The following is a 20,201-nucleotide window of genomic DNA, read 5'->3' on the forward strand; positions in this document are numbered from 1 at the left end:
GGGTTTCATCGGACTTGAATCAAAAAGGCGGATAGACCATCGCCGTGTTCATTCCATCCGGCAACGACCTCATAGGTATACGTACCTTGAGCAGACGGTGCGATAAGAATATCGTTTTTTAAAGCAACCTGTGCACTTTTCGTTTTCGAATCCCAGCGTACGACTTGGAACGTATCGGGTTTACGATCAAACGAGAGATGAATCTTTTCAGAGGGTGAGACAATGACGGGTTTACTTTTTTCAGTCATGTGTAGTGCATCGACATAGATCATGTCCGCACATTGTGCACTGAACAAACTGGACCAGCAATAAGAACCTTGGACAGTTGGAATCGCTTTACCGTTTACTTCGACGTCGGGGTCGTAGGGTTCAATACGGAATGGCTCAAAATAGATAAAAAAAGCAACCACGGCAAGTAGTGAGCCAATCAAAATGAATTTAAGGATACCAGCTCCTCCTTTATTGAATAAATAATAGTGTTAAATCGGTAATTAAAATCAATCAAGTCATATATCATGCAGAAGAATCTTCATATAGAATCATTTTCCACAATAAACTATCAAATCCCTTCAAATGGATGAAGGGATTATGAATGAGGCACACGTGTCTCTTTGAGACGACTAGGTGCAATGAAAGAATAGAGGTTAAGAAAGTAGTTATTTGAACTCCTATACTTTTTTTAGACGACTTCTTAGCGCTTAAAGAGCGTAATATCGATTTTGCGAGGAACCTAAATGAAGTGAAACTAGCTATGGTTCTTCAGAATGGAACATATGACGAAACAATCAGCGTCTTTTGAGGAAGTCATTTTCCTTTTACGAAGAATAGAGGAATCAATGCTTCTCCCAGTGGGCTTGATAATCGAGAATATATTGACTTAGGGGAATCGGCTCGGTGCCAGTCACTTCGCGGAATTGACGATTCGTTCGTTTCGTGAGTCCGAGACTAATCGGGAGGTGTAACATGATGACTTCATTGACGTAGCTTTTCGGATATCCTTTTTGGACCATCTTCATTTGGAAGAATGGAATCGAAGGGTTCGTGTAACGAATCGACTTTCCTAAGAGTAGCGTCATCAGACTTGCAATCTCATGGAAACCGAAAACTTCCTCGCCATGCAACGTATAGACACGATTGAAATGGGGAGCAGGATGTTCGAGGCAATGGATGACGAACGTCGCGATATCCCGGATGTCGATCATGCTTGTCTTCCCAAGACCAGCGGGCGTAACGATCTGCTCGTGAAAACGGATGTCATCACGCATGAAGAGATTCAAATTTTGCATGTAGTATCCGGGACGGATGATCGTAAACGGGATACCGGTCTCTTGAATGATTTTTTCGATCGTATGGTGAGGTGTCAGCGGAAAGACTGGAACATCCTTGAACGAGAGATAAACAATGTGCCGGACTGAGGTGAAGCGCAAATAGCGCAGAAAGAGATGGAACTGTCGTGTTGATACTTGGGACGGATACATCAAAAAGAGTTGATCGACGCCTTTTAACGCTTGTGAAAACGTTGAGATATCGGCGTAGTCCAGGTGACGATAGTGAAAAGCATTGCCGAATTTCTCTGAAGCAGCTGCTGGATCGATGACAGCCGCATGAAAGGGAATATGTCGCTTCATCATTGCATGACCGACGGCTAGTCCGACGTTTCCTGTGAATCCTGTTACTAAAATCGTCATGTGTAACGTCCTTCCTGTACACTTGACTGAACTGCTGTTTGATGAGAAGTAAATCATGATATGTCTAAGAAAAAGTGAGGTGGTAAATCGTCCGCTAATTGCTTTATCGTAACTTGATTGAGCGTATTAAAGAACGAAATCAGTGCAACATCTAATAGTTGATCTAATGCACGTACCTGATAACGCGTTCCCGGGAAAAGCGGACGTTCGAATAATGCGACGACTTCTCCGACCCGGACAGTATGACTCAATGGAAGGAGTTGAACACCACCTTCTCGTCCAGCATGGGTTCGTAAAAGACCTGCTCTTCCTAAAATTGAAATGATCTTCGTAAGATGCTCGTACGAGATGTTACATTGAAGCGAAATATCTCTCGTCTTTACGTATTCTCCTCTTCGTGTCATCGATTTTGAGGTGTGTGCCAAAAAAAGTAATGTCAGTAAGCCATGTTCCGTAGCACGTTTCAACCGCACGATCGCATCTCCTTTCATTTTTGACTGATGATGATTTCAGACAATCAAGAGACAATATCGCGTCATGGAGGAAAAGGGCGCTTTCGTCATGTAAACATGCGTGTAGGAATCATCGAATGTGATCAAAGCAGAAATGAGGTGTGCGCGAATGTACCGACAGGAGAGGCTTCGCCGTTGAGGCGTAATCAGTTCATCTCTTCGAGAGTCGAAGTCGAGCAACAATTGCAATGGGTACTCTGTGAATATCGTCACCTGACAATGAATGCCGAGCCGGTGATAATAATCGACGATGCATTGATGAACGAACAGTGCTCGTTCATGAGTAATCATATGCTTTGCCCTCCTCTTCATTTACCCAATCGGATAGGTGGTCTTTTATATATTGCCGAAGGGTGATCGGTCGTTCACCAATTAGTTCTAGAAAGTGGTTATCCGTCTCATCCGCTAGACCTAATAAGATCGGCACATGAAGTTTGATGATTTCATTGGTTTCTTCGTAAGACAATCCATGTTGCATCATAAAGGACCGGAAAAAATCAATCGACGGGTTCGTATACATGATCTCTGTTTCAAGTTCTTCTCCGAGAAGCCGGGCGACTTCGTAAAAATTGTAAGCCGCTTCACCGCTGATCGTATAGATTTTATTGAAGTGAGTGGCTGGGTTTTCAAGACACGTCATTACGACGGTCGCTACGTCACGGGCATCAATCATGCACGTCTTACCAATTCCTGCCGGTGCGAAGAGGTGTGCATGATCTCGTAACATATCTCGCATGAACATGTTTAAATGCTGCATGTAGTAGCTAGGACGAATGATCGTGTAGGGAATGTCGATTTGGCGAATGACGACTTCAATACGATGATGTGGCGTGAATGGGAGGGATAGAGCGTCTTTGGCTGAGAGGTAGACGATGTGTTGCAGGGCAGTCTGTCTGAGATAATGAATAAAATATTCGAATGTCTCCAAGTCCGCGTTTGCAGGAAATTCGAGAAAGATTTGATCGCATCCTGCGAGTGCCTCTACGAACGTCGAGGCATCTTGGACATCGAATCGACGAAAGTCAAAATGCTCTCCATATAATTCGGAAGCGGCTTGTGGATCGGATACCCCGATGCAAAAAGGCTGTTCTTCCGTGCGCATACGTTGGCTGACGAGCTGCCCGATCGGTGAAGAAAAGTCCGTAATGAAAATCATGGAAAAATTCCTTTCCTCTCTTAGATGAACGAGGCATTACTGATGTTGGAAAGTGGTAAATAAAATACTTGTATTAGTTATATAATACCCTAATTATCTTTCAAATACCGGATAGATAATAGTTCCTGCTAAAAACATAATTAAGTATTCCATTTATTCAATATATGAACCTTAATATTCAAAAAAATTAATTATTAATACTTATGTTTACATATCTAGGTTTATTATGAATATTACTCGACGTACTTGTCGTGAAAGCTATTGTAAAGTTCCGCGTATGTTTCCTTGAGTGACTTAATCGCAGTCGCATCGCCAATAACATCCACTACATCCGTCGACACATACAAAAGGAAATCCGAGTCATGAAAGACGATGTAAGCTGATGTGTGCCCTCGATAGACTTTTGTGCAATAGGAAATGATTTCATTGAGCTCTATATCTTTCACATGTGCATAGACGACACCTTTATGAGCTACTTCATCTTCCACGATATACTCTTTCCAGTTTCGAATCGTGATCGACGAGCCTACTCGTGCCTTTGCTGAATAACGACGAAAACGATGAATGTACGCAGCGACGAATAGAAGATGGATGGATCTGTCTTCTTGAAAAATCGTCTGAAGAATTTCTTTTAACTGCGAAGCATTTAGGTCTTCCATTAAAAAGCGGATACGGCGTTCTGGTGTTGACTGAAAATAGGGTGTTGGCTTCCTGATATCAAGCTCGATCTGGAACTGAGATAAATCAAGCATATAGAAGTCTCCTCATTCTATTAAAGTTTTGGTGACGAATAGGGAATGTGACGGATGAAGACATCCAGCTGAATGTCGAAGTACGCTTCAAGATCGAATCGAAGTTGCCTTTCTAAATCAGACAAGCATGTCACTAAGGTGTCGAGAGGAAAAACAGTGTTCATCCGTTCATCGCCCCAAATCGATTGAATATTTCCTTGATTCGTGGAGGGGACCATCGATACGATTGCCCCTTCTTCATCATGGTCAAACTCCACCGAATAATAATAAAAGGCAGGAATGAATGAAGGCGTCACCGATCTTTTCCACCGATACAACGATTTATAAAACTCGAAGATGGATAACGATGTTTCGAGATATAGTGCATGATCAATGATGATTTTGACATTCGCTTCAATCGACAGAATGGTGGGGATGTCCCTTGCTGAAGCATTTGAAATAGCGTTCGGTGAATTTAAAAAATCATACGTACATATGATTTGAGAAGACATGTTCATCACTCCGGTTCATGAATTGACATTAGCTGAATACTTTATTTCGTTGCCGAAACAGACGAATCCCTAGAGCAATCGAAGCCCCGATGCAACTAAATAGACACCCGATGATTAAAGGAAGAGATAGCGTCGATTCACCGATCAATACTGAAGCAACACCGCCGATCAACGGGAATAGTGCTACCATATAGCCGCTCTTCGCACCACCGATCCGTTCGACGAGTTTCAAATAAAACAGCCACGCAAGAAACGATGCAATCACGGTTAAATACAGTAAGGCAGAAAGATAGGTGACGGTTGTCGGGAGCGTAAGCGGTGTTCCTTGAATCATGACGATTGCGCCCATCACTAAACTCGCGACAGTGAATCCGATCGCATTGGCATGAACCGGGTTGATCCGTTGCTTGGCGTTCCGCGCTGAACTGGCGTCACCCACTGCTGTTAATAGCGTGCCGACCAAGGCAATCAAGACCCCTTTTAAATCGGTCAGTCCATGGATGCTGCCTAGACTCGGAACAATCAGGACACCGACGCCGATGATACCAAAACATCCGCCAATCCAAACGCGCGCATGGAGGGTCTCTTTTAAAAACAAGCGCAGAGCGATTGGTGTCAGAATGACCTTGAGTGAGAAAATCAACGTCACGATCGCGGCAGAGCTTAACATCGTCGCGTAATAGAGACATAAGTAACTCAGAGCGAAGTTACAGACACCGAATACGACGATGAAAGGCATGTCCGTCGCGGTAGGTTTGTTCGTTCGTTTAACGAATAATGCGAATAGGATGAAAAGAACAGCGGTCATCGCTAATCGATAGGTCAAGGATACTTCCAAGGCGACAGGTGTTCCTTGGATTTTGACAGCAATGAAGTTCAGTCCCCAGACGATCAAACAAAATAGATACATGAAATATGTCATAGTAAAGCCTCGTTTAAGTATTTTTATTTCCAATTCTTTTCCTATCTATCATCTTAACAAAAATGGAAGTGTAACAAACGATTTCAGTAAAAATCATCTGTCAGCATAAACAAAAAATCACTGACCGTCATATGACAGTCAGCGATCTAATAGATAGAAGTATCAATCATAATTTGATTTTAACGGTGTAGAGAAAACCGGTGAAGCCTGTTTTTACGTTCATGACGAAGGTATCTTCTGTCTTCGGTACGATGTAGATGACATCAATTTTTGAGTGTAAGGGAGCGTAATAACCTAAGCTTTCTGAATAGGCTTTTTTGTTCAGATTAATTGTTTCTTCAGGCGTGTAGCTTTTCTTGTGACGATCAATCAATGGGAAAGAAGAGGGTTTATAGTCGATATAAGAGTCAGCTGAATCTTCACCCTTTACCTGCATCTCAAGTCTGACAGATACGGCTTGTTTATCTTTCGGAAGATCCTTAAGTGGAACACGTTTCGCCGAACTGACCATGAATCCACGTTCTTTCATTAAATTTTTATCACCAGCATAAGTCTGAAGACCACCTTTATTCATCAGTTCTTCGATGGCGTCTGTATTCGTTTTCTTTGACTGTTTCTTTTGTCCGGTCTTCACGGTGGTTGATGTAACATCTACAGCATCGACTTCGATTTTGACGGTCGTCGGCTTCGCAATGGCTTCGCTTGTCGCGAGAAGAACATACGTATTTTTATCACTTGGAACACGGAACACAAGATCGACGCGAGAAGCGGAAGGTGGGAAATAGCGATAGCCGTCCTTCCAAGCGTCTGGGTTCCGGTTCTCATAATCGACAGCTTCGTATACATTACCGCTTGTATCCTCTAACGTGAATAGATTTGGCTTATAAATAGCATACCCGCCATTTGCGTCTTCATCCTTGTAGTTCTCAAGGATGACGGGAACGGTAACATATAGTTCATCATCAAGAGTTGGTAATTTCAACTCCTTTGGAGGTGATAGGAGAAGTTTATCAACATGGAAAATATTGCTTTTTGTTTTAGGATCTCCCGGATAGGTTTGAACGACTCCACGATTCATTAGTTGATCGAGCTTGCTCGAATTGACTTTTTTCGTAGAGGACGCTTTCTTTTTCTTGTCTTTTACATCTGCCAATTTCGTTCCTGTCGTCTTGACCGTTGGTGCAACTGTTTGTACCGGTTTCGTGGACGCAGGTCCTTCTTCTGTCGTAGCAAAGAAGAATAAGGAAGCGACACCAACGACAAGGGCACCACCAACTGCGGATAAGGCGAGTCGGAAACGTCGTTCCGTCGCTTTCGTATTCGTTGCGACACTTCCAATCGCAGCATTTGGTGTAATGCTGACGGCGCGTTGAGCGGGTAAGAGGGCACCGAGAACTCCCGTGATGGCAGGAATCAACAACATAACACTCAAGAAGCCGAGCTCACCTGTTGGGAACTGGTTATAGACGAAGCCGATCATCGCAAGAGCGATCAGTAAGCCGATGATTCCAGCGAACAGTCCCGTCATCAGTCCTTCACTTAAGACGAGCGTCCGGATTTGACCGTTCCGCCAACCAGTTGCCTTCAAGACGGCAAGCTGACTCTTTCGTTCGTTGACGTTTTGCCACATGATCTCCGTCGTCGTCAGGATAGCGATAAGTAAAGCGACACCCATCGCAACATAATGCATCGTGCCGACTTCGAGTGCAACGTATTCGCCGAGCCATGTCGCATACAAGACACCTTTCAGTCGGAAGGTGATGAACAGGAAGAAAATGAACAGACTCGTCGGCAAGGCGATTGCGATTGTCGAGAGGATCGTCCGTTGCCAGTAGGTTGCGAGTTGGTTGATGCTCATCCCAAGGACACTTTGTGCCCGGACGAAGCGACGTCCTTTTGAGACTTCACCAGAACGCATACTTTCGAATGGTTGAATCCGGCGAATGAGCGTCATCGGGACGAGCGTACCGCCCCAGTAAATCAACAGTCCGGCGAGTCCAATCAAGATGATCCGTGATAAGGCAATCGGATGATCCGTCGTTAGCCAGAACGAACCGAGGATCGTCCAAGAAATCAAGGCGACGAGTGTGCCGAGTAACGTTGCTTCTAGGAACAGAAGCTTCGAGAGCTGACGTGGACGCCAACCGAGCGACAGTAAGATCGCGAATTCCTTCTTGCGGGCATAGAGTAAAATGATATTTGAACTAAAGACATACACGAGCGCAACAGCGATGACACTTGCGATGATGCCGCTCATGCCGACTTTCGCTTCTTGGAAGATGGCCATCGACGAACCGAGTTTGATCCAAGGTTGCTGGATCCAACCGAGTGCCGATTCACCTTTTAATCCAGGGAGGTATGTCAGCGCAAGCTGTGGCGAGGAGCCGAGCGTGACATCGGTGATCAGACCGGTCTTGTCCTCGATCTCTTGAGCAACAGCTTTCAACTTTTTCTCACTCGTCGCGTTCATCGTCTCGACACCTTTGACGTTGACACGAATGGCAGAGATAGCTTTATCACCACGTAACTTAAAGGCGGCGTCAAGCGTCGTCAGCATCGATGGTGGTTTCGTCAAGAAGTCATACGGATCGTTCGTCGGTTTGACTTCTCGGACTGGATTGACCGGTTTTTCATTCTTGTCCATGACCCATTGGGCTTTCGCCGGGAAATAGGTCTCCATCGGCAGTTCCGTCAATGGGTCTTTTGAGATGTTCAATTTCTTCGGATCAAAGACACCAATGTAGTTCAAATGCATTTTCGGTACTTTATCAAGGTTACCCGTGTTGTCACCGAAGAGACGAGCTTTTCGATACATAGATCGTTTCGAAATGAGGGCGTCCTTATCGACTTCTTGAGGTGTTACTTGATAGGTGAACGGCCAACGTTTGGCAAAGGGACTAGCAATCGTTTGATACTCGACAGACGATGGCTTTAAAAACATCCAGTCAAAGCTACCACTTGCTTTTTCCGGAACCTTATCTTCGAGAATGTTCTTAATAAGTTGCTTTGATGCTTGCTCTGTCGAAATATAGTATTCCTTCGTATCTTTAACAGGAAGCGTCTTGAGATAGGATTCGCCACCTTTTTTCATGATACTGCGCACCGTTTCAACCATTGAATCTTTGACGAGCGGGATATCGACTTTCTCGTAGCGATAGGTCCGCGAAGCATTGACGTATTCCTGACTGTTCATGATCAATGGGATGTCCCAAACACCGTCACCATAATCGTTCACGACATCGTCCTTCGTGAAATAACGACTATGCGCAGCCTTTTTGGTTGCCTGATCGAGTCCAACGAGTTGTGCTTCTGCTTCCGGATCAATCCCGGCAAGCATCACTGCGCTCCCGTAACCGTAGATAGGAAACTCGCCTAATTCTTGCGGTGAAACATCTCGATTCAATCCGTCACTCTCAGGAGGGAACCAACCGGCTCCGGCAAAGAATGAATAAGATTCTGTTTCTTTCTTTAGCCCGGTATCTTGCATATCCGTAAACGAAATTTTGTAAATGCCCGGTTCTTTGAAATTATAGGTATCCGTTTCAGCATTCGTATTGTAGTTCCCAATCATCGCAATCGGTGCTGCGACTTCGACGTCAGCAATCTGCTTGATCGTCTCATATTGTTTGCGGGTGATCCCGCCATCGAGCCCACTCATGTAGTTCGGTTCGAGCAGGTTCAAGTCTTCCGTCACGCTCCGGCTGCCTTCCGGACGAACGACGATATCGTACGATGAGCCCCAGCGTTTTTGCAGTTCATCGACGACCGTTCCGTTGTTGGCTTGCGTCGTACCGATTAAGTAACTTAGTCCGGTACTGACGATCAGGACGCCGACGAGGAGCAGAATGAACCGCTCCTTGTTGCGCCACCAGGAATTCCAGATGAATTTAAGCATCGACAAAACCTCGATTCCTTTCAATGATGGTACGACCCATGTCAAATTCCTCCTAGTGATTAAATGATTGTTTTGTCAGATCGATTTTGACGGTCGTTGGTTTGGGAAAAGCTGGATCAGAAGCGAACAGAACGAATCGCTTCTGATCGATGGGTACTTGATAAACCAACTCCACTCGTGACTTGTACGGTGCGAAATATTGAAACCCGTTTTTCCAGGCTTTCTCATTGCGATTCACATAATCGATCGGTTCATAAACGGTTCCTTGCAAGTCTGTCAAGGCATACCGATTGGGACGATAAGTGATGAATCCTCCCATATCATCCCCTGTATCTTGCATGACGACAGGGATCGTCACGAAACGATAACCAGCACGTTGCTTTAGATTCAGTTCTTTTGGTGTGTCAATCAATGCCTCGACATGAAAACGATCAGATTGGTGTTTCGGATTCCCGGGAGTTGTTTGCGTGACACCTCGCCTCATCAATGTTTTTAATTTTTCCGTTTCCTCTGTTGAAGGATTAGTAGCTGACGCATTCGCTTTTTTGATATCGTCGAGCGTGATCTTGACGGTCGTCGTTTTTTCGACGGCCTCATCTTTTGCAAGCAAGACGAACACCTTTTGGTCAACCGGTACTTGGTAAACAAGATCGACCCATGATTTTTTCGAATTGATGTATTTGAATGCATTTATCCAAGCCGTTTTATCGTGATTGACATAATCGACGGGAGTAAACTCTTTTCCGTCAAGAGCAATCAACGAGAAGGTTTGTGGTCGATACGACGAAAACGAACCTGCAGCTAATTCATCCCGGTTATGAAGGAAAACTGGAATCGTCACGAAACGATATCCTGACTTCTCCTTGAGCTTTAACTCTTTTGGTGTTGAAACGAGCTTTTTAACAGAGAAGTCATAATTCTTCGCCGCCGGGTCACCCGGGTACGTCTGAATAGCGCCTGCGTTCATCAATTGCTCCAGTGCCGTGTTGTCTTCGGCAGTATGTTTCTTATCGTCAGGATCTTGAGCGAGATTTTTTAATTTTTGTCCGGTCGTTTGTACTTTTGGTGTCGTTATTTCTTTTTGAGCCGTTCTCGTTTCAGGTGCAGCGAGGAGGAATAAACTCGTCGTTCCGATGACGAGCGTAGCAGCGATGCTACCGAGTGCCCATTTGAAGCGACGTTCGGTCAATTGTTGATTATCGTTTACGCCACCGATGGCTGCATTCGGCGTGATCCGCACAGCACGCTGGGCAGGAAGCAAGGCACCAAACACACCAGTCGTTACCGGAATCAGGAGCATAAGACTTAAGAAACCGAGTTCACTGGATGGGAACTGATTATAGACGAAGCCAATCATTCCTAAGGCAACTAGTAGACCGACGATTCCAGCGAAGAGTCCAGTCATCACTCCCTCGCTTAAGACGAGAAGTCGGATTTGACCGTTGCGCCAACCGGTTGCCTTCAGGACGGCGAGTTGATTCTTTCGTTCGTTGACGTTTTGCCACATGATCTCGGTCGTCGTCAGGATAGCGATGAGTAGGGCGACGCCCATTGCGACATAATGCATCGTACCGACTTCGAGCGCGACATATTCACCAAGCCAGGTCGCATATAAGACGCCTTTCAGTCGGAACGTGATGAACAAGAAGAAGATGAACAAGCTCGTCGGTAAGGCAATTGCGATGATGGACAGAAGCGTGCGTTGCCAGTAAGTCGCGAGTTGGTTGATGCTCATTCCAAGAACACTTTGTGCTCGGACGAAACGACGTCCTTTTGAGACTTCGCCAGAGCGCATGCTTTCAAATGGTTGAATGCGTCTGATGAGTAACGTCGGAACAATCGTACCGCCCCAGTAGATCAAAAGCCCGGACAATCCGATCAAGATGATGCGTCCGAGGGCAATCGGGTGATCCGCTGTTATCCAAAATGATCCGAGAATCACCCAGGCGATGAGTGCGACCAGCGTTCCAAGAAGTGTTGCTTCTAGGAAGAGGAGTCTGGATAGCTGCCGTGAACGCCATCCGAGCGAGAGTAAAATCGCGAATTCTTTTTTTCGAGCATAGAGCAAGATGATGTTCGAACTGAAGACGTAGACGAGCGCGACAGCGATGACGCTCGCGATGATGCCACTCATTCCGACTTTCGCCTCTTGGAAAATCGCGATCGACGACCCGAGTTTGATCCACGGTTGCTGGACCCAACCGAGTGCCGATTCTCCTTTTAGACCGGGTAAATACGTCAAGGCGAGTTGCGGGGAGGAACCGAGTGTGACGTCCGTGATCAGACCCGTCTTATCCTCGATTTCTTGTGCGACAGCTTGCAATTTTTTCTCACTTGTTGCGTTCATCGTCTCGACCCCTTTGACGTTGACGCGAATCGCAGAAATTGCTTTATCCCCGCGTAACTTAAAGGCAGCATCGAGTGTCGTCAGCATCGATGGTGGTTTCGTCAGGAAGTCATAGGAGTCGTTGGCGGGCTTGACGTCACGGACTGGATTGACCGGACGATCATTTTGATCCATGACCCACTGTGCTTTTGCCGGGAAGTAAGTTTCCATTGGAAGTTCAGTCAACGGATCCTTTGAAACATCGAGCTCCCGTGGGTTAAAGACACCGATAAAGTTGAGATGGACTTGTTTCCATCCTTTAAAACCACCTTCGAATTCACGTGCTTCGCGATACATGCTTCGCTTGAAGAGTAAGGATTCCTTGGCGACCTCTTTTGGTTGAACTTGGTAGGTAAAGGGCCAACGGGAACCGTACGGACTCTTAATTGTTTTGTATTCAACCGGTGAAGGTTTCAAAGTAATGGAAGACAGTGAATCACTATTGTTCGCATCGCCTGTTGATAAGGTGTTTTTAAGGATACCGTCCACCAACTTTTTTTGGACGTCTTGAGTCGTAATCGAATAGGAGGTAGGCTCTTCTACTGGTAGTTTACTCAGGTATGTTTTCCCACCTTTTTGTTCAATCTTTTGGACCATGTCTGCAACGCCTGTTGCAGTGAACGGAAGCTCTACCTTTTCATATGTATAGGTGCGCATCGCATCGACGTATTCGCGAGAGTTCAATAGAATCGGAATCTGCGTCGCTTGATCACCGTACGAAGCGGGAAGATCCGTTTCGCTGAAGAAACGGCTATACGTTCCGGTAGTGGTCGCTTTTTTCAAACCGACGAGCTGGTCTTCAGCAGCAGGATCGATTCCGGCAATCATGACTTCTGAGCCGTAGTCATAGAGGGGTTGTTCACCAAGTTTTAAAGGGGAGACGCCTGTGCGCGTTGCATCACCCATTGGTTCCCAGCCAGCAGCAAGAAACGTTGTCATGGTATAAGATTCGTTTTGGAGTCCCGTATTTTGAGAATCCTTGATTTTCAAGCGGTAAATCCCTTCTTCTTGAATCGTATGGGTACCGACGCTACTCGATGTCGATGTATAACCAATCATCGCGATTGGTGCTGCGACCTCGACATCAGCAATCTGCTTGATCGTCTCATATTGTTTGCGGGTGATCCCGCCGTCGAGTCCACTCATATAGTTCGGTTCAAGCAGGTTCAAGTCTTCCGTCACACTCCGGCTGCCTTCCGGACGGACGACGATATCGTAGGACGATCCCCAACGCTTTTGCAGTTCATCAACGACCGTTCCGTTATTGGCTTGCGTCGTTCCGATCAAATAGCTCAGTCCGGTACTGACGATCAGGACGCCGACGAGGAGCAAGATGAAACGCTCCTTATTGCGCCACCAGGAATTCCAGATGAATCTCAGCATGTACTATTCCTCGCTTTCGTTTGATTTGAAGAAAATTGTGTAATGTGACCTCCTTATCACTTATGTACATATCCATATATTTCTTTTTATTTTTCCATTATATACAAATAATAGTGAATTGACTAAAAAATCTGTTAATTAGGTATGTTCGTTTTTAATAGATTAGAAAAAGCACCTCACGAAGGAGGTGCTACATCAGGAGTAATTCTTTTAAGCATAGAGTGGGCTACATTTCCGCATGATGATTTCGTCGAACGAACGCCCTTCATAGGATACAGCATCAGGAATCGTTTCTACGATGTCAAAGCCAACTTTTTTATACGAAGCGATGGCTCGCTCATTATGCGAAAACACTTCAAGTTCAAGTTGATGAAGTCGAAGTTCCTCGAAACAAAACCGGATGATACACGCGATCGCTTCTGTCCCGTATCCTTGACCGGTCCAGGGGAGGGCACGCATCGAAATACGAAAGCCCGCTTGTTTCAACTCTGCCTCAATGTCTAAAATGGAACATTCACCAATTATTTCACCGGAATTCAAACAGATAGCGAAATCGAAGCGCGATGGATCAGCTTGAATCGAAAGAATGTGCTGTTCAATCTGTTCAATCGAAAACGTTGCTATCGTACCAGTCAAATAACGTAATGTCTCATCCTGGGTTTGTTCGAATAAGACGTGTGCATCGGTCACGTCAAGCGGACGGAGGAAAATTCGTTTTGCGGTCAGGTTCATGAATACCTTCCTTTCTCATGACGAAAGCTTGATCGTTTCGTCCGTTTCCGTCGTAAAATGATGCCGTTTCGTTCGATCCTGGACGATCCAAACGATCCATCCACCGATGAACAGGAAGCTGACTGCAGCGACGGTATACGTCAAGCGGATCGAGGTCTCCGCATAGAAACCAATCAACGCCGTCAAGAGAATGACACCAGCTGACTGCACGACGTGGATGCTACTGAGGAATCGTCCCATCGATTCGACCGGAATGTGCGTTTGAGCGAACGTCATGAAGCCGGTGTTCGCAAACGCGAGGGCAAACGTCAGCAAGAAAAAGCCGATTGCTGCCGTCAGGAACGACGTCGCTGTGGCAAAGATCACATAACCGATCGGTGTCATCAGTGCTCCGAATTGAATCAAGAAGCGGAGCGACAAGCGATGCGTGAAGATCGCATTGACGGCAGAACCACAGATGATGCCGATTCCAGCGATACTGACGAGAAATCCATACGTGCTTTCATCCAGTTGCAACACGATCGTCGCAAACGAGGCTTCGAGCGAATCGAGTCCGCTCATCAGGACGATCATCAGCGCATAGAAGGCGTAGACGAGCGTGACGTAGCGCCGAGTCCGTGCAAACTGAAGCGTCTCTTTCCAGTCCGCAAGAATCACTTGGAGTGAGAAGGACGTCGCTGGAGTCTCTGCCTGGCGGACGTCGGGCAAGACGAATAGTAAGGCAGCAGAACACAACAACGCTCCTGCATTCAGGATGATTGCCGTCTCCGGAGAACCGATTAAAAATAAAAATCCAGCAATCGACGGTCCGAGAATAAAGCCGGCTGATTGAATAAAGTTCTTCAACGCATTGAACCGTTGGCGACTCGTCTCCGGGACGAGCTTCGTCATGTAGATCAATGACGATGTCTCAAACAGTGTGTTGCCGATGTTCAGGATAAAGACGAGGGCATAGAGGACATACAACGAATCGATCAGTGTCAGTGAAAAGACGAGCCCGGCACGCGAGACGTCAAGCATGACGAGCAAGCGGCGCTGATTGATCCGATCGACGACACTACCGGACCAGAGGCTCGTCAACAGTGCGGAGATCGGCAACAGAATATAGAGAACGGAGACGGCGAACGCTGATCCCGTTCGTTCAAGGACAATTAAATTCAAGGCGATGAAGTAGACCCAAGCGCCGATGTTCGAGACACCAACACCAAGTAATAGCAATCCAGGGTATTTCCAATTCGACATATGACACACTCCTTTTTACTGTTTTTTAAGCCAATAAAAAAATCCCACCTCCAAGACGTTGGTCTTGGGGACGAGACTGTGCGTGTCGTGGTGCCACCCATGTTCGCGAGACCGTCACCGGTATCGCCTTCATCGGTACGACCGTTTTCAAACGGCAAATACCTGAGCTCGATAACGGGAGCACCCGTCACGATATCCCCGATTCGGTTCCACCGTGCTGCTCAGAGGCTTGGTTCGGTCAATGGCTGATGCTCCTTTCCACCAATCGGAGCTCTCTAGGAAAAGCCGAGATGACGTACTGTTCTCTTCGACGCGTTTAATTCATATGATTTGTCTCATCCTAGCATATACAGAATGAAACCGTAAAGAATTTTATCAATTTTTTACAATTATTGAAAATGATACATAGATATCAGAATTAGAAAAAGCGAACTAAATGGTAAAAGATGTAACAGGTTGTATGATACATTGTCATACTCACACGTTCACTTTCAAGAAAGTCGTACGAAAGGAGGGAAAGAAATGAAACGTTTGATTTTTTCATATCTCCACTCCTTGTTCTAACCGGAGCTGTCTTTTTCACGACGTTCCGTCCAGTCGAGCAAGCAATCTATTTCTTAATCTTATTTTTACTGACCTGTCAATCAGCGATGATTCTAGTGGAGCGTTTCGTCAAACGTCATGATGTGATCCGTCGACTAAATACGATCCATCCACTTATCGGAATCGTAATGGGGACAGTTGTGCTTGCCGTATTAGTCGGTGGTCTAGCACCTTCGTTGACGAATCCGAGTCTCGTTGGTCTTCTCGTCATCTTCCTTTCCATGTATAGCGTAATCCTCGTTCTCGGTTTCATCATCAGTTGTTTCTTCGAAGGCATTACGCGTCAACCGAAGGATCAATTGATTCGCCCAGTCTTTCTGTTCATCGGAACAGGCTATCTCATCTTGACCGTCTTCGGAATTTTGCAACTTTATCACCAAGCAGGATGAAATAACCCCCTTGACGTACGATGACATCAAGGGGGTTATTTGTTTTTACTGCACTTTCAGTAAGAATCCGAATTGTCCGTCTCCTTGTTCCCAGCGCGAGTTTAGTTCGTACGCATAGAGGCCAGGTTCTGTCGGGGCGTTGAACTGATCTTTTTTCAAAGCGACAGGGGATTCCTGTTTTTGATCATCCCATTGTGATAGTTTTACGCTTTTAAGATCACCAGATAATTCGACACGGACGGGTGCTCCAGCAGAGACGGTAACTGGCGTTTTCCCTTTTGCTAGGTCAAGACCGTCACGGTACGTCTTATCGACACATTGACTGCGGAGTAAGCTATCCCAGCAATAAGATCCTTGGACAGTCGGAACATCCTTTCCTTTTGCCTCGACTTCGGGATTAGGTGGCGCACCACGGAACGGTTCGAAAACGATGATGCAAACGACGAGGATCAGTAGAACGGCTAATGTTAGACCACGTTTCATGAGACACCCCCGATGGATTTTCTTTATTTTACCAAAATATAGAAAGGCAACATTGCTGCCTTTTCAATTGAGGTCATTCATTTTTTCAAAAACCGTAGGCGATGTCGTTTCCTAGTTAGGTTTTATCACTCTCAAGTCAAACCGTATTTATCGAGGTGAAATTCCTTTGATGATTACTTCTGAGAAATTCGACGTGTAAGGTAAGAGTTGCTCGTAAATCTGGGGATGTGACAGGCCTTCCGCAAGTGTTTGGAAATAGAGTAGCAAAAATTCATCAGAATACTTCAAGTCGATCTTCTGTTCCTTACGACCACGGTGAAATAAATCGAGCATCATCGCGTGACTATCACTTGCGAATTTCTCCATTAATACTGACAAGCCATCATCCTGTTTCGTTGTGATTTGTTGCATCATCTCAAGATAAAACGATTCATCGAGATCCTTCAGAAATCGTAATTTATTGAAGCTGATTTCAAGAAGCGTTTTTTCGAAAGACTCATTTTTGGATAAGATGACTTCTACGGATGTACTCATCTCCGTAATGAACCGTTTGTACACTTCTTGGACCAATGCCTCTTTATTACCGAAGTATTTGAAAATCGTCGTTTTGGCGACATTTGCCTGTTTGGCAAGTTCATCGACTGTCATTGTCTTATGACCATCTTGTTGATTCATTAAGCGAAACGCTGTATCGAGAATCTGTTTTTTCTTTTCTTCCGTTCGTTTTTCAAAACCATTCATTTGTCTCACCTCTTATAAAAAATACTTCTCCCTCTAGTGTAATGGATTAGAAATGGACTATCAAATTAATTTTAGTACATTATTATCTTTACAGATAAAAATAAAAAACATAAAATGAACTAAAATAGATTAATTGGTATTTTATTTAAAATGATTGTTTTAGTTTAATACTACACTTGTTGATTTAGTTTGTTTTAAGTCTGAATTTAGAGATGAAGAGAGGAATGAAGAAACATGAATCCGATTATTGAACTAAAAGGAGTTAAAAAGAAATTCTCGAAATTTCAAGCTTTATCCGACGTCACGTTCTCGGTTCAACGAGGTGAAGTGATTGGCTTCATCGGTCCGAACGGTGCAGGGAAATCAACGACAATTCGGACGTTGCTCGGGATCATCAAACGAGATGCGGGAAAGGCGGAAATCTTCGGGAAGGATGTCTGGCGCGATAGTGTTGAAATCCATAAAAGAATCTCATATGTGCCAGGGGACGTCGCATTATGGGGGAATCTGACGGGTGGAGAAATCATTGATCTATTCATGAAGTTACACGGTGGTGGAGACCAAACGAAGCGTGATGCTCTAATCGATCGCTTTGAACTTGATCCAAAAAAGAAGGCGAAAAGTTATTCGAAAGGAAATCGGCAAAAAGTCGGTCTGATTGCCGCGTTAGCAGTCGATTCCGATCTCTACATCTTCGATGAACCAACATCCGGTCTTGATCCGTTGATGGAATCTGTTTTTCAAGAAGAGGTAGAAAAAATCAAACAAGCTGGAAAATCGATTTTATTGTCATCGCACATTCTCAGCGAAGTCGAACGACTAGCGGATCGTGTCGTCATCATTCGAAAAGGCGAAATCGTTGAGACGGGAACGTTACAAGAACTGAGACATTTGACACGATCGGTCATCACGTTAGAGACGAAACAGGATCTTTCATTGATTAAAAACTTGGACGGTGTTCATGACTTCACGCAGCGCAATATAAATCAGGCAGTATTTTCAATGGATTCTTCTCGCATGAATGCGGTTCTTACAGAGGCGATAAAACTGGAAGTAGTTCATTTAGAAGCAGTGCCTCCATCACTAGAGGATCTGTTCATGCGCCATTACGAAAAATGACGACGGTATATACTACGTGCTGCACATGATAAAGAGGAGGAAGACGAATGCGATTTCAATTTACCTGTTGGCAGATCCTGTTGTCTCAGTATCTCAGACGGGATAGCAAAAAAATCATAATATGGACGTTCGGTGTGACCTTATTTACGGTCGGCTTTATTCCTTCATTCGAAGAGATGGCGAAAGGGGATAGTCTGCGTGGATTATATGAAACCTTGAAAAATCCAGCGATGATCTCGATGATCGGTACGACGCCTGTCTCAATAGCGGACTATACGTTAGGCGCGATGTTCTCACATCAAATGCTCATCTTCTGTGCATTATTGTCGATGGTCTTATCGTCACTCCATGTCATTCAACACACACGGAAGGAAGAAGATTTAGGGCTGACGGAGTTGATGCGTTCTTTTCAAATCGGACGACAAGCCAATTCACTCGCTATTCTAATTGAAGTGATTTTAATCAATCTTAGTATTTCGATACTGATCAGCGGTGCGTTGATTGCTTTTCAAGTCGAGACGTTTTCAAATGCGGGTGCAGCTCTATTCGGTCTTTCGGTTGGGGCTGCAGGGATCTTAGGTGCAACGTTTGCCTTACTGATTGCTCAAATCATGCCGTCGTCTTCTAGTGCGACGGCAGGTGTGATGGGATGGATTGGTCTTCTTTATTTAGGACGCGCCGGTACGGATGTATCGAATGACCAACTATCAGTGCTCAATCCGCTGGGATGGACGTATTTGACCTATCCATTCACGGAGAACAATTGGCTGTTTCTCGTAATGGCGATCGGAGTGAGCCTCATTTTGATGACCGTGGCTCTAGTTCTTGAAAATCATCGGGACATGGGCGCTGGGTATCTGCCTGAAAAAGAGGGACGTGCTACAGCCAATCGATCCTTGTTATCGATCCGTGGTCTGTTGATTCGGATTAGTCGCGGAAGCATCATCGCATGGATGGTCGCTTTTCTAATCATGGCTCTTGCCTATGGTTCGATTTATGGAGACATGCAGACATTCATTGACAGCAATGCAACCATCCAGCAGATGTTCACGGTTTCAGGTGTTACGATTGAAGAATCCTTTACCGGCACGATCATGATGATCATGATGGTCCTCGTTGCGATTTTACCGATTACGCTCATGAACCGGTTATACACCGAAGAGGACCGTCGGCGCTTGAGTCCGTTGTTCGCGACGAAAGTCTCACGACAGCAACTGTACTGGAATACGATTGGTTTAGTTGTCGCGTCATCTCTCATCTCGATGTTCATCGTCATCAGTAGTCTAGGTTTTACTGCCATTTCAGTAATGGGACCGGACGCGACCATGACATTCACTGACTTTTTCATTGCCGGAATCAACTATCTGCCATCAGTTCTCCTGTTTCTTGGATTGGCTGCTCTATTCATCGGGTGGCGACCAACGTGGAGCAAGTTAACCTATGTATACGTGACCTATTCCTTCTTTATTGGGTATTTCGGTGGAATCATCGACTTACCAAAATGGGTGGAGTATACGGCGATCCAAGGATTGATTCCGCAAGTACCGACGGAAGACTTCGATGGACTACTGTTCGGTGTCCTGCTCGTAGTAGCATGTCTACTTGTTGTCATCGGTCAAGTCGGATATGCACGTCGTGATTTTCAGGAAGGATCTTAAATGAAGCAGCCTGTCTCGATTTAATAACGAGACAGGCTGCTGACGTATT

Annotated in this window: 17 protein-coding genes; 3 read left to right on the forward strand and 14 right to left on the reverse strand. The window is 45.3% G+C overall.

All coding sequences use genetic code 11. The features are described from left to right. Positions 1-5: 5 nt before the first annotated feature. The 12 genes from KNQ08_RS04015 to KNQ08_RS04070 all read right to left on the reverse strand — a co-directional run bounded on the left by KNQ08_RS04015 (position 6) and on the right by KNQ08_RS04070 (position 15,159). Positions 6-431 (reverse strand): hypothetical protein, encoded by a 426-nt coding sequence (locus KNQ08_RS04015; protein ID WP_244290131.1) that lies wholly within the window; start codon positions 429-431, stop codon positions 6-8. Between the two features lie 402 nt (positions 432-833). Next, positions 834-1,688, reverse strand: a complete 855-nt coding sequence (locus KNQ08_RS04020) for an NmrA family NAD(P)-binding protein (RefSeq protein WP_167507556.1) — start codon at positions 1,686-1,688, stop codon at positions 834-836. Positions 1,689-1,741: 53 nt separating this feature from the next. After that, positions 1,742-2,161, reverse strand: a complete 420-nt coding sequence (locus KNQ08_RS04025) for an RrF2 family transcriptional regulator (protein WP_055967752.1) — start codon at positions 2,159-2,161, stop codon at positions 1,742-1,744. Positions 2,162-2,197: 36 nt separating this feature from the next. After that, positions 2,198-2,491 carry a hypothetical protein gene (locus KNQ08_RS04030; RefSeq protein ID WP_149427258.1) on the reverse strand — a complete coding sequence of 98 codons (294 nt, stop codon included), beginning with the start codon at positions 2,489-2,491 and terminating at the stop codon, positions 2,198-2,200. Further along, a complete protein-coding gene (locus KNQ08_RS04035) occupies positions 2,478-3,356 on the reverse strand; it encodes an NmrA family NAD(P)-binding protein (RefSeq protein ID WP_214769791.1) in 879 nt (292 codons plus the stop codon). The genes KNQ08_RS04030 and KNQ08_RS04035 overlap by 14 nt, the downstream gene beginning before the upstream one ends. A 233-nt stretch (positions 3,357-3,589) precedes the next feature. Next, positions 3,590-4,108, reverse strand: a complete 519-nt coding sequence (locus KNQ08_RS04040) for a hypothetical protein (RefSeq protein ID WP_214804832.1) — start codon at positions 4,106-4,108, stop codon at positions 3,590-3,592. Between the two features lie 20 nt (positions 4,109-4,128). Next, positions 4,129-4,599, reverse strand: a complete 471-nt coding sequence (locus KNQ08_RS04045; RefSeq protein ID WP_214804834.1) for a DUF7878 domain-containing protein — start codon at positions 4,597-4,599, stop codon at positions 4,129-4,131. A 28-nt stretch (positions 4,600-4,627) separates the two neighbouring features. Further along, positions 4,628-5,521 carry a DMT family transporter gene (locus KNQ08_RS04050; protein ID WP_214804836.1) on the reverse strand — a complete coding sequence of 298 codons (894 nt, stop codon included), beginning with the start codon at positions 5,519-5,521 and terminating at the stop codon, positions 4,628-4,630. Between the two features lie 166 nt (positions 5,522-5,687). Beyond that, positions 5,688-9,416 carry an ABC transporter permease gene (locus KNQ08_RS04055; RefSeq protein ID WP_214804838.1) on the reverse strand — a complete coding sequence of 1,243 codons (3,729 nt, stop codon included), beginning with the start codon at positions 9,414-9,416 and terminating at the stop codon, positions 5,688-5,690. Positions 9,417-9,468: 52 nt separating this feature from the next. Then, complete coding sequence (locus tag KNQ08_RS04060; RefSeq protein WP_214804840.1) at positions 9,469-13,185, reverse strand: ABC transporter permease; 3,717 nt, start codon at positions 13,183-13,185, stop codon at positions 9,469-9,471. A gap of 210 nt (positions 13,186-13,395) precedes the next feature. After that, positions 13,396-13,917, reverse strand: a complete 522-nt coding sequence (locus KNQ08_RS04065; RefSeq protein WP_149427264.1) for a GNAT family N-acetyltransferase — start codon at positions 13,915-13,917, stop codon at positions 13,396-13,398. Between the two features lie 15 nt (positions 13,918-13,932). Continuing rightward, positions 13,933-15,159, reverse strand: a complete 1,227-nt coding sequence (locus tag KNQ08_RS04070) for an MFS transporter (protein ID WP_149427265.1) — start codon at positions 15,157-15,159, stop codon at positions 13,933-13,935. Between the two features lie 686 nt (positions 15,160-15,845). On the opposite strand from KNQ08_RS04070, the gene KNQ08_RS04075 reads away from it, so the two are divergent. Next, on the forward strand, positions 15,846-16,151 hold the full coding sequence (locus KNQ08_RS04075; protein ID WP_214769814.1) for a hypothetical protein: 306 nt from the start codon (positions 15,846-15,848) through the stop codon (positions 16,149-16,151). A 45-nt stretch (positions 16,152-16,196) separates the two neighbouring features. Here the strand turns inward: KNQ08_RS04075 and KNQ08_RS04080 are convergent, their stop codons facing one another. Beyond that, positions 16,197-16,634: a hypothetical protein gene (locus KNQ08_RS04080; RefSeq protein ID WP_064299957.1), complete on the reverse strand. Its 438-nt coding sequence runs from the start codon at positions 16,632-16,634 to the stop codon at positions 16,197-16,199. 147 nt (positions 16,635-16,781) lie between these two features. Continuing rightward, positions 16,782-17,375 carry a TetR/AcrR family transcriptional regulator gene (locus KNQ08_RS04085; RefSeq protein ID WP_064299956.1) on the reverse strand — a complete coding sequence of 198 codons (594 nt, stop codon included), beginning with the start codon at positions 17,373-17,375 and terminating at the stop codon, positions 16,782-16,784. Between the two features lie 234 nt (positions 17,376-17,609). Between KNQ08_RS04085 and KNQ08_RS04090 the strand changes: the two genes are divergently transcribed. Both KNQ08_RS04090 and KNQ08_RS04095 read left to right on the forward strand, forming a co-directional pair. Next, positions 17,610-18,494, forward strand: coding sequence for an ABC transporter ATP-binding protein (locus tag KNQ08_RS04090; protein WP_064299955.1), 885 nt, complete (start codon positions 17,610-17,612; stop codon positions 18,492-18,494). Between the two features lie 47 nt (positions 18,495-18,541). Then, positions 18,542-20,152 carry an ABC transporter permease gene (locus KNQ08_RS04095; protein WP_149427268.1) on the forward strand — a complete coding sequence of 537 codons (1,611 nt, stop codon included), beginning with the start codon at positions 18,542-18,544 and terminating at the stop codon, positions 20,150-20,152. The last annotated feature ends 49 nt before the right edge of the window (positions 20,153-20,201 follow it).

Origin of the sequence: Exiguobacterium sp. s46 (assembly GCF_018618875.1) — a bacterium.
Taxonomy (GTDB): domain Bacteria; phylum Bacillota; class Bacilli; order Exiguobacteriales; family Exiguobacteriaceae; genus Exiguobacterium_A; species Exiguobacterium_A abrahamii.

Coding starts and splice junctions, on each gene's coding strand:
- KNQ08_RS04020 (WP_167507556.1), bottom strand. CDS start 1,688: ATGACGATTTTAGTAACAGGATTCACAGGAAACGTCGGACTAGCCGTC.
- KNQ08_RS04080 (WP_064299957.1), bottom strand. CDS start 16,634: ATGAAACGTGGTCTAACATTAGCCGTTCTACTGATCCTCGTCGTTTGC.
- KNQ08_RS04060 (WP_214804840.1), bottom strand. CDS start 13,185: ATGCTGAGATTCATCTGGAATTCCTGGTGGCGCAATAAGGAGCGTTTC.
- KNQ08_RS04045 (WP_214804834.1), bottom strand. CDS start 4,599: ATGTCTTCTCAAATCATATGTACGTATGATTTTTTAAATTCACCGAAC.
- KNQ08_RS04085 (WP_064299956.1), bottom strand. CDS start 17,375: ATGAATGGTTTTGAAAAACGAACGGAAGAAAAGAAAAAACAGATTCTC.
- KNQ08_RS04035 (WP_214769791.1), bottom strand. CDS start 3,356: ATGATTTTCATTACGGACTTTTCTTCACCGATCGGGCAGCTCGTCAGC.
- KNQ08_RS04090 (WP_064299955.1), top strand. CDS start 17,610: ATGAATCCGATTATTGAACTAAAAGGAGTTAAAAAGAAATTCTCGAAA.
- KNQ08_RS04030 (WP_149427258.1), bottom strand. CDS start 2,491: ATGATTACTCATGAACGAGCACTGTTCGTTCATCAATGCATCGTCGAT.
- KNQ08_RS04050 (WP_214804836.1), bottom strand. CDS start 5,521: ATGACATATTTCATGTATCTATTTTGTTTGATCGTCTGGGGACTGAAC.
- KNQ08_RS04070 (WP_149427265.1), bottom strand. CDS start 15,159: ATGTCGAATTGGAAATACCCTGGATTGCTATTACTTGGTGTTGGTGTC.
- KNQ08_RS04040 (WP_214804832.1), bottom strand. CDS start 4,108: ATGCTTGATTTATCTCAGTTCCAGATCGAGCTTGATATCAGGAAGCCA.
- KNQ08_RS04065 (WP_149427264.1), bottom strand. CDS start 13,917: ATGAACCTGACCGCAAAACGAATTTTCCTCCGTCCGCTTGACGTGACC.
- KNQ08_RS04095 (WP_149427268.1), top strand. CDS start 18,542: ATGCGATTTCAATTTACCTGTTGGCAGATCCTGTTGTCTCAGTATCTC.
- KNQ08_RS04055 (WP_214804838.1), bottom strand. CDS start 9,416: ATGCTTAAATTCATCTGGAATTCCTGGTGGCGCAACAAGGAGCGGTTC.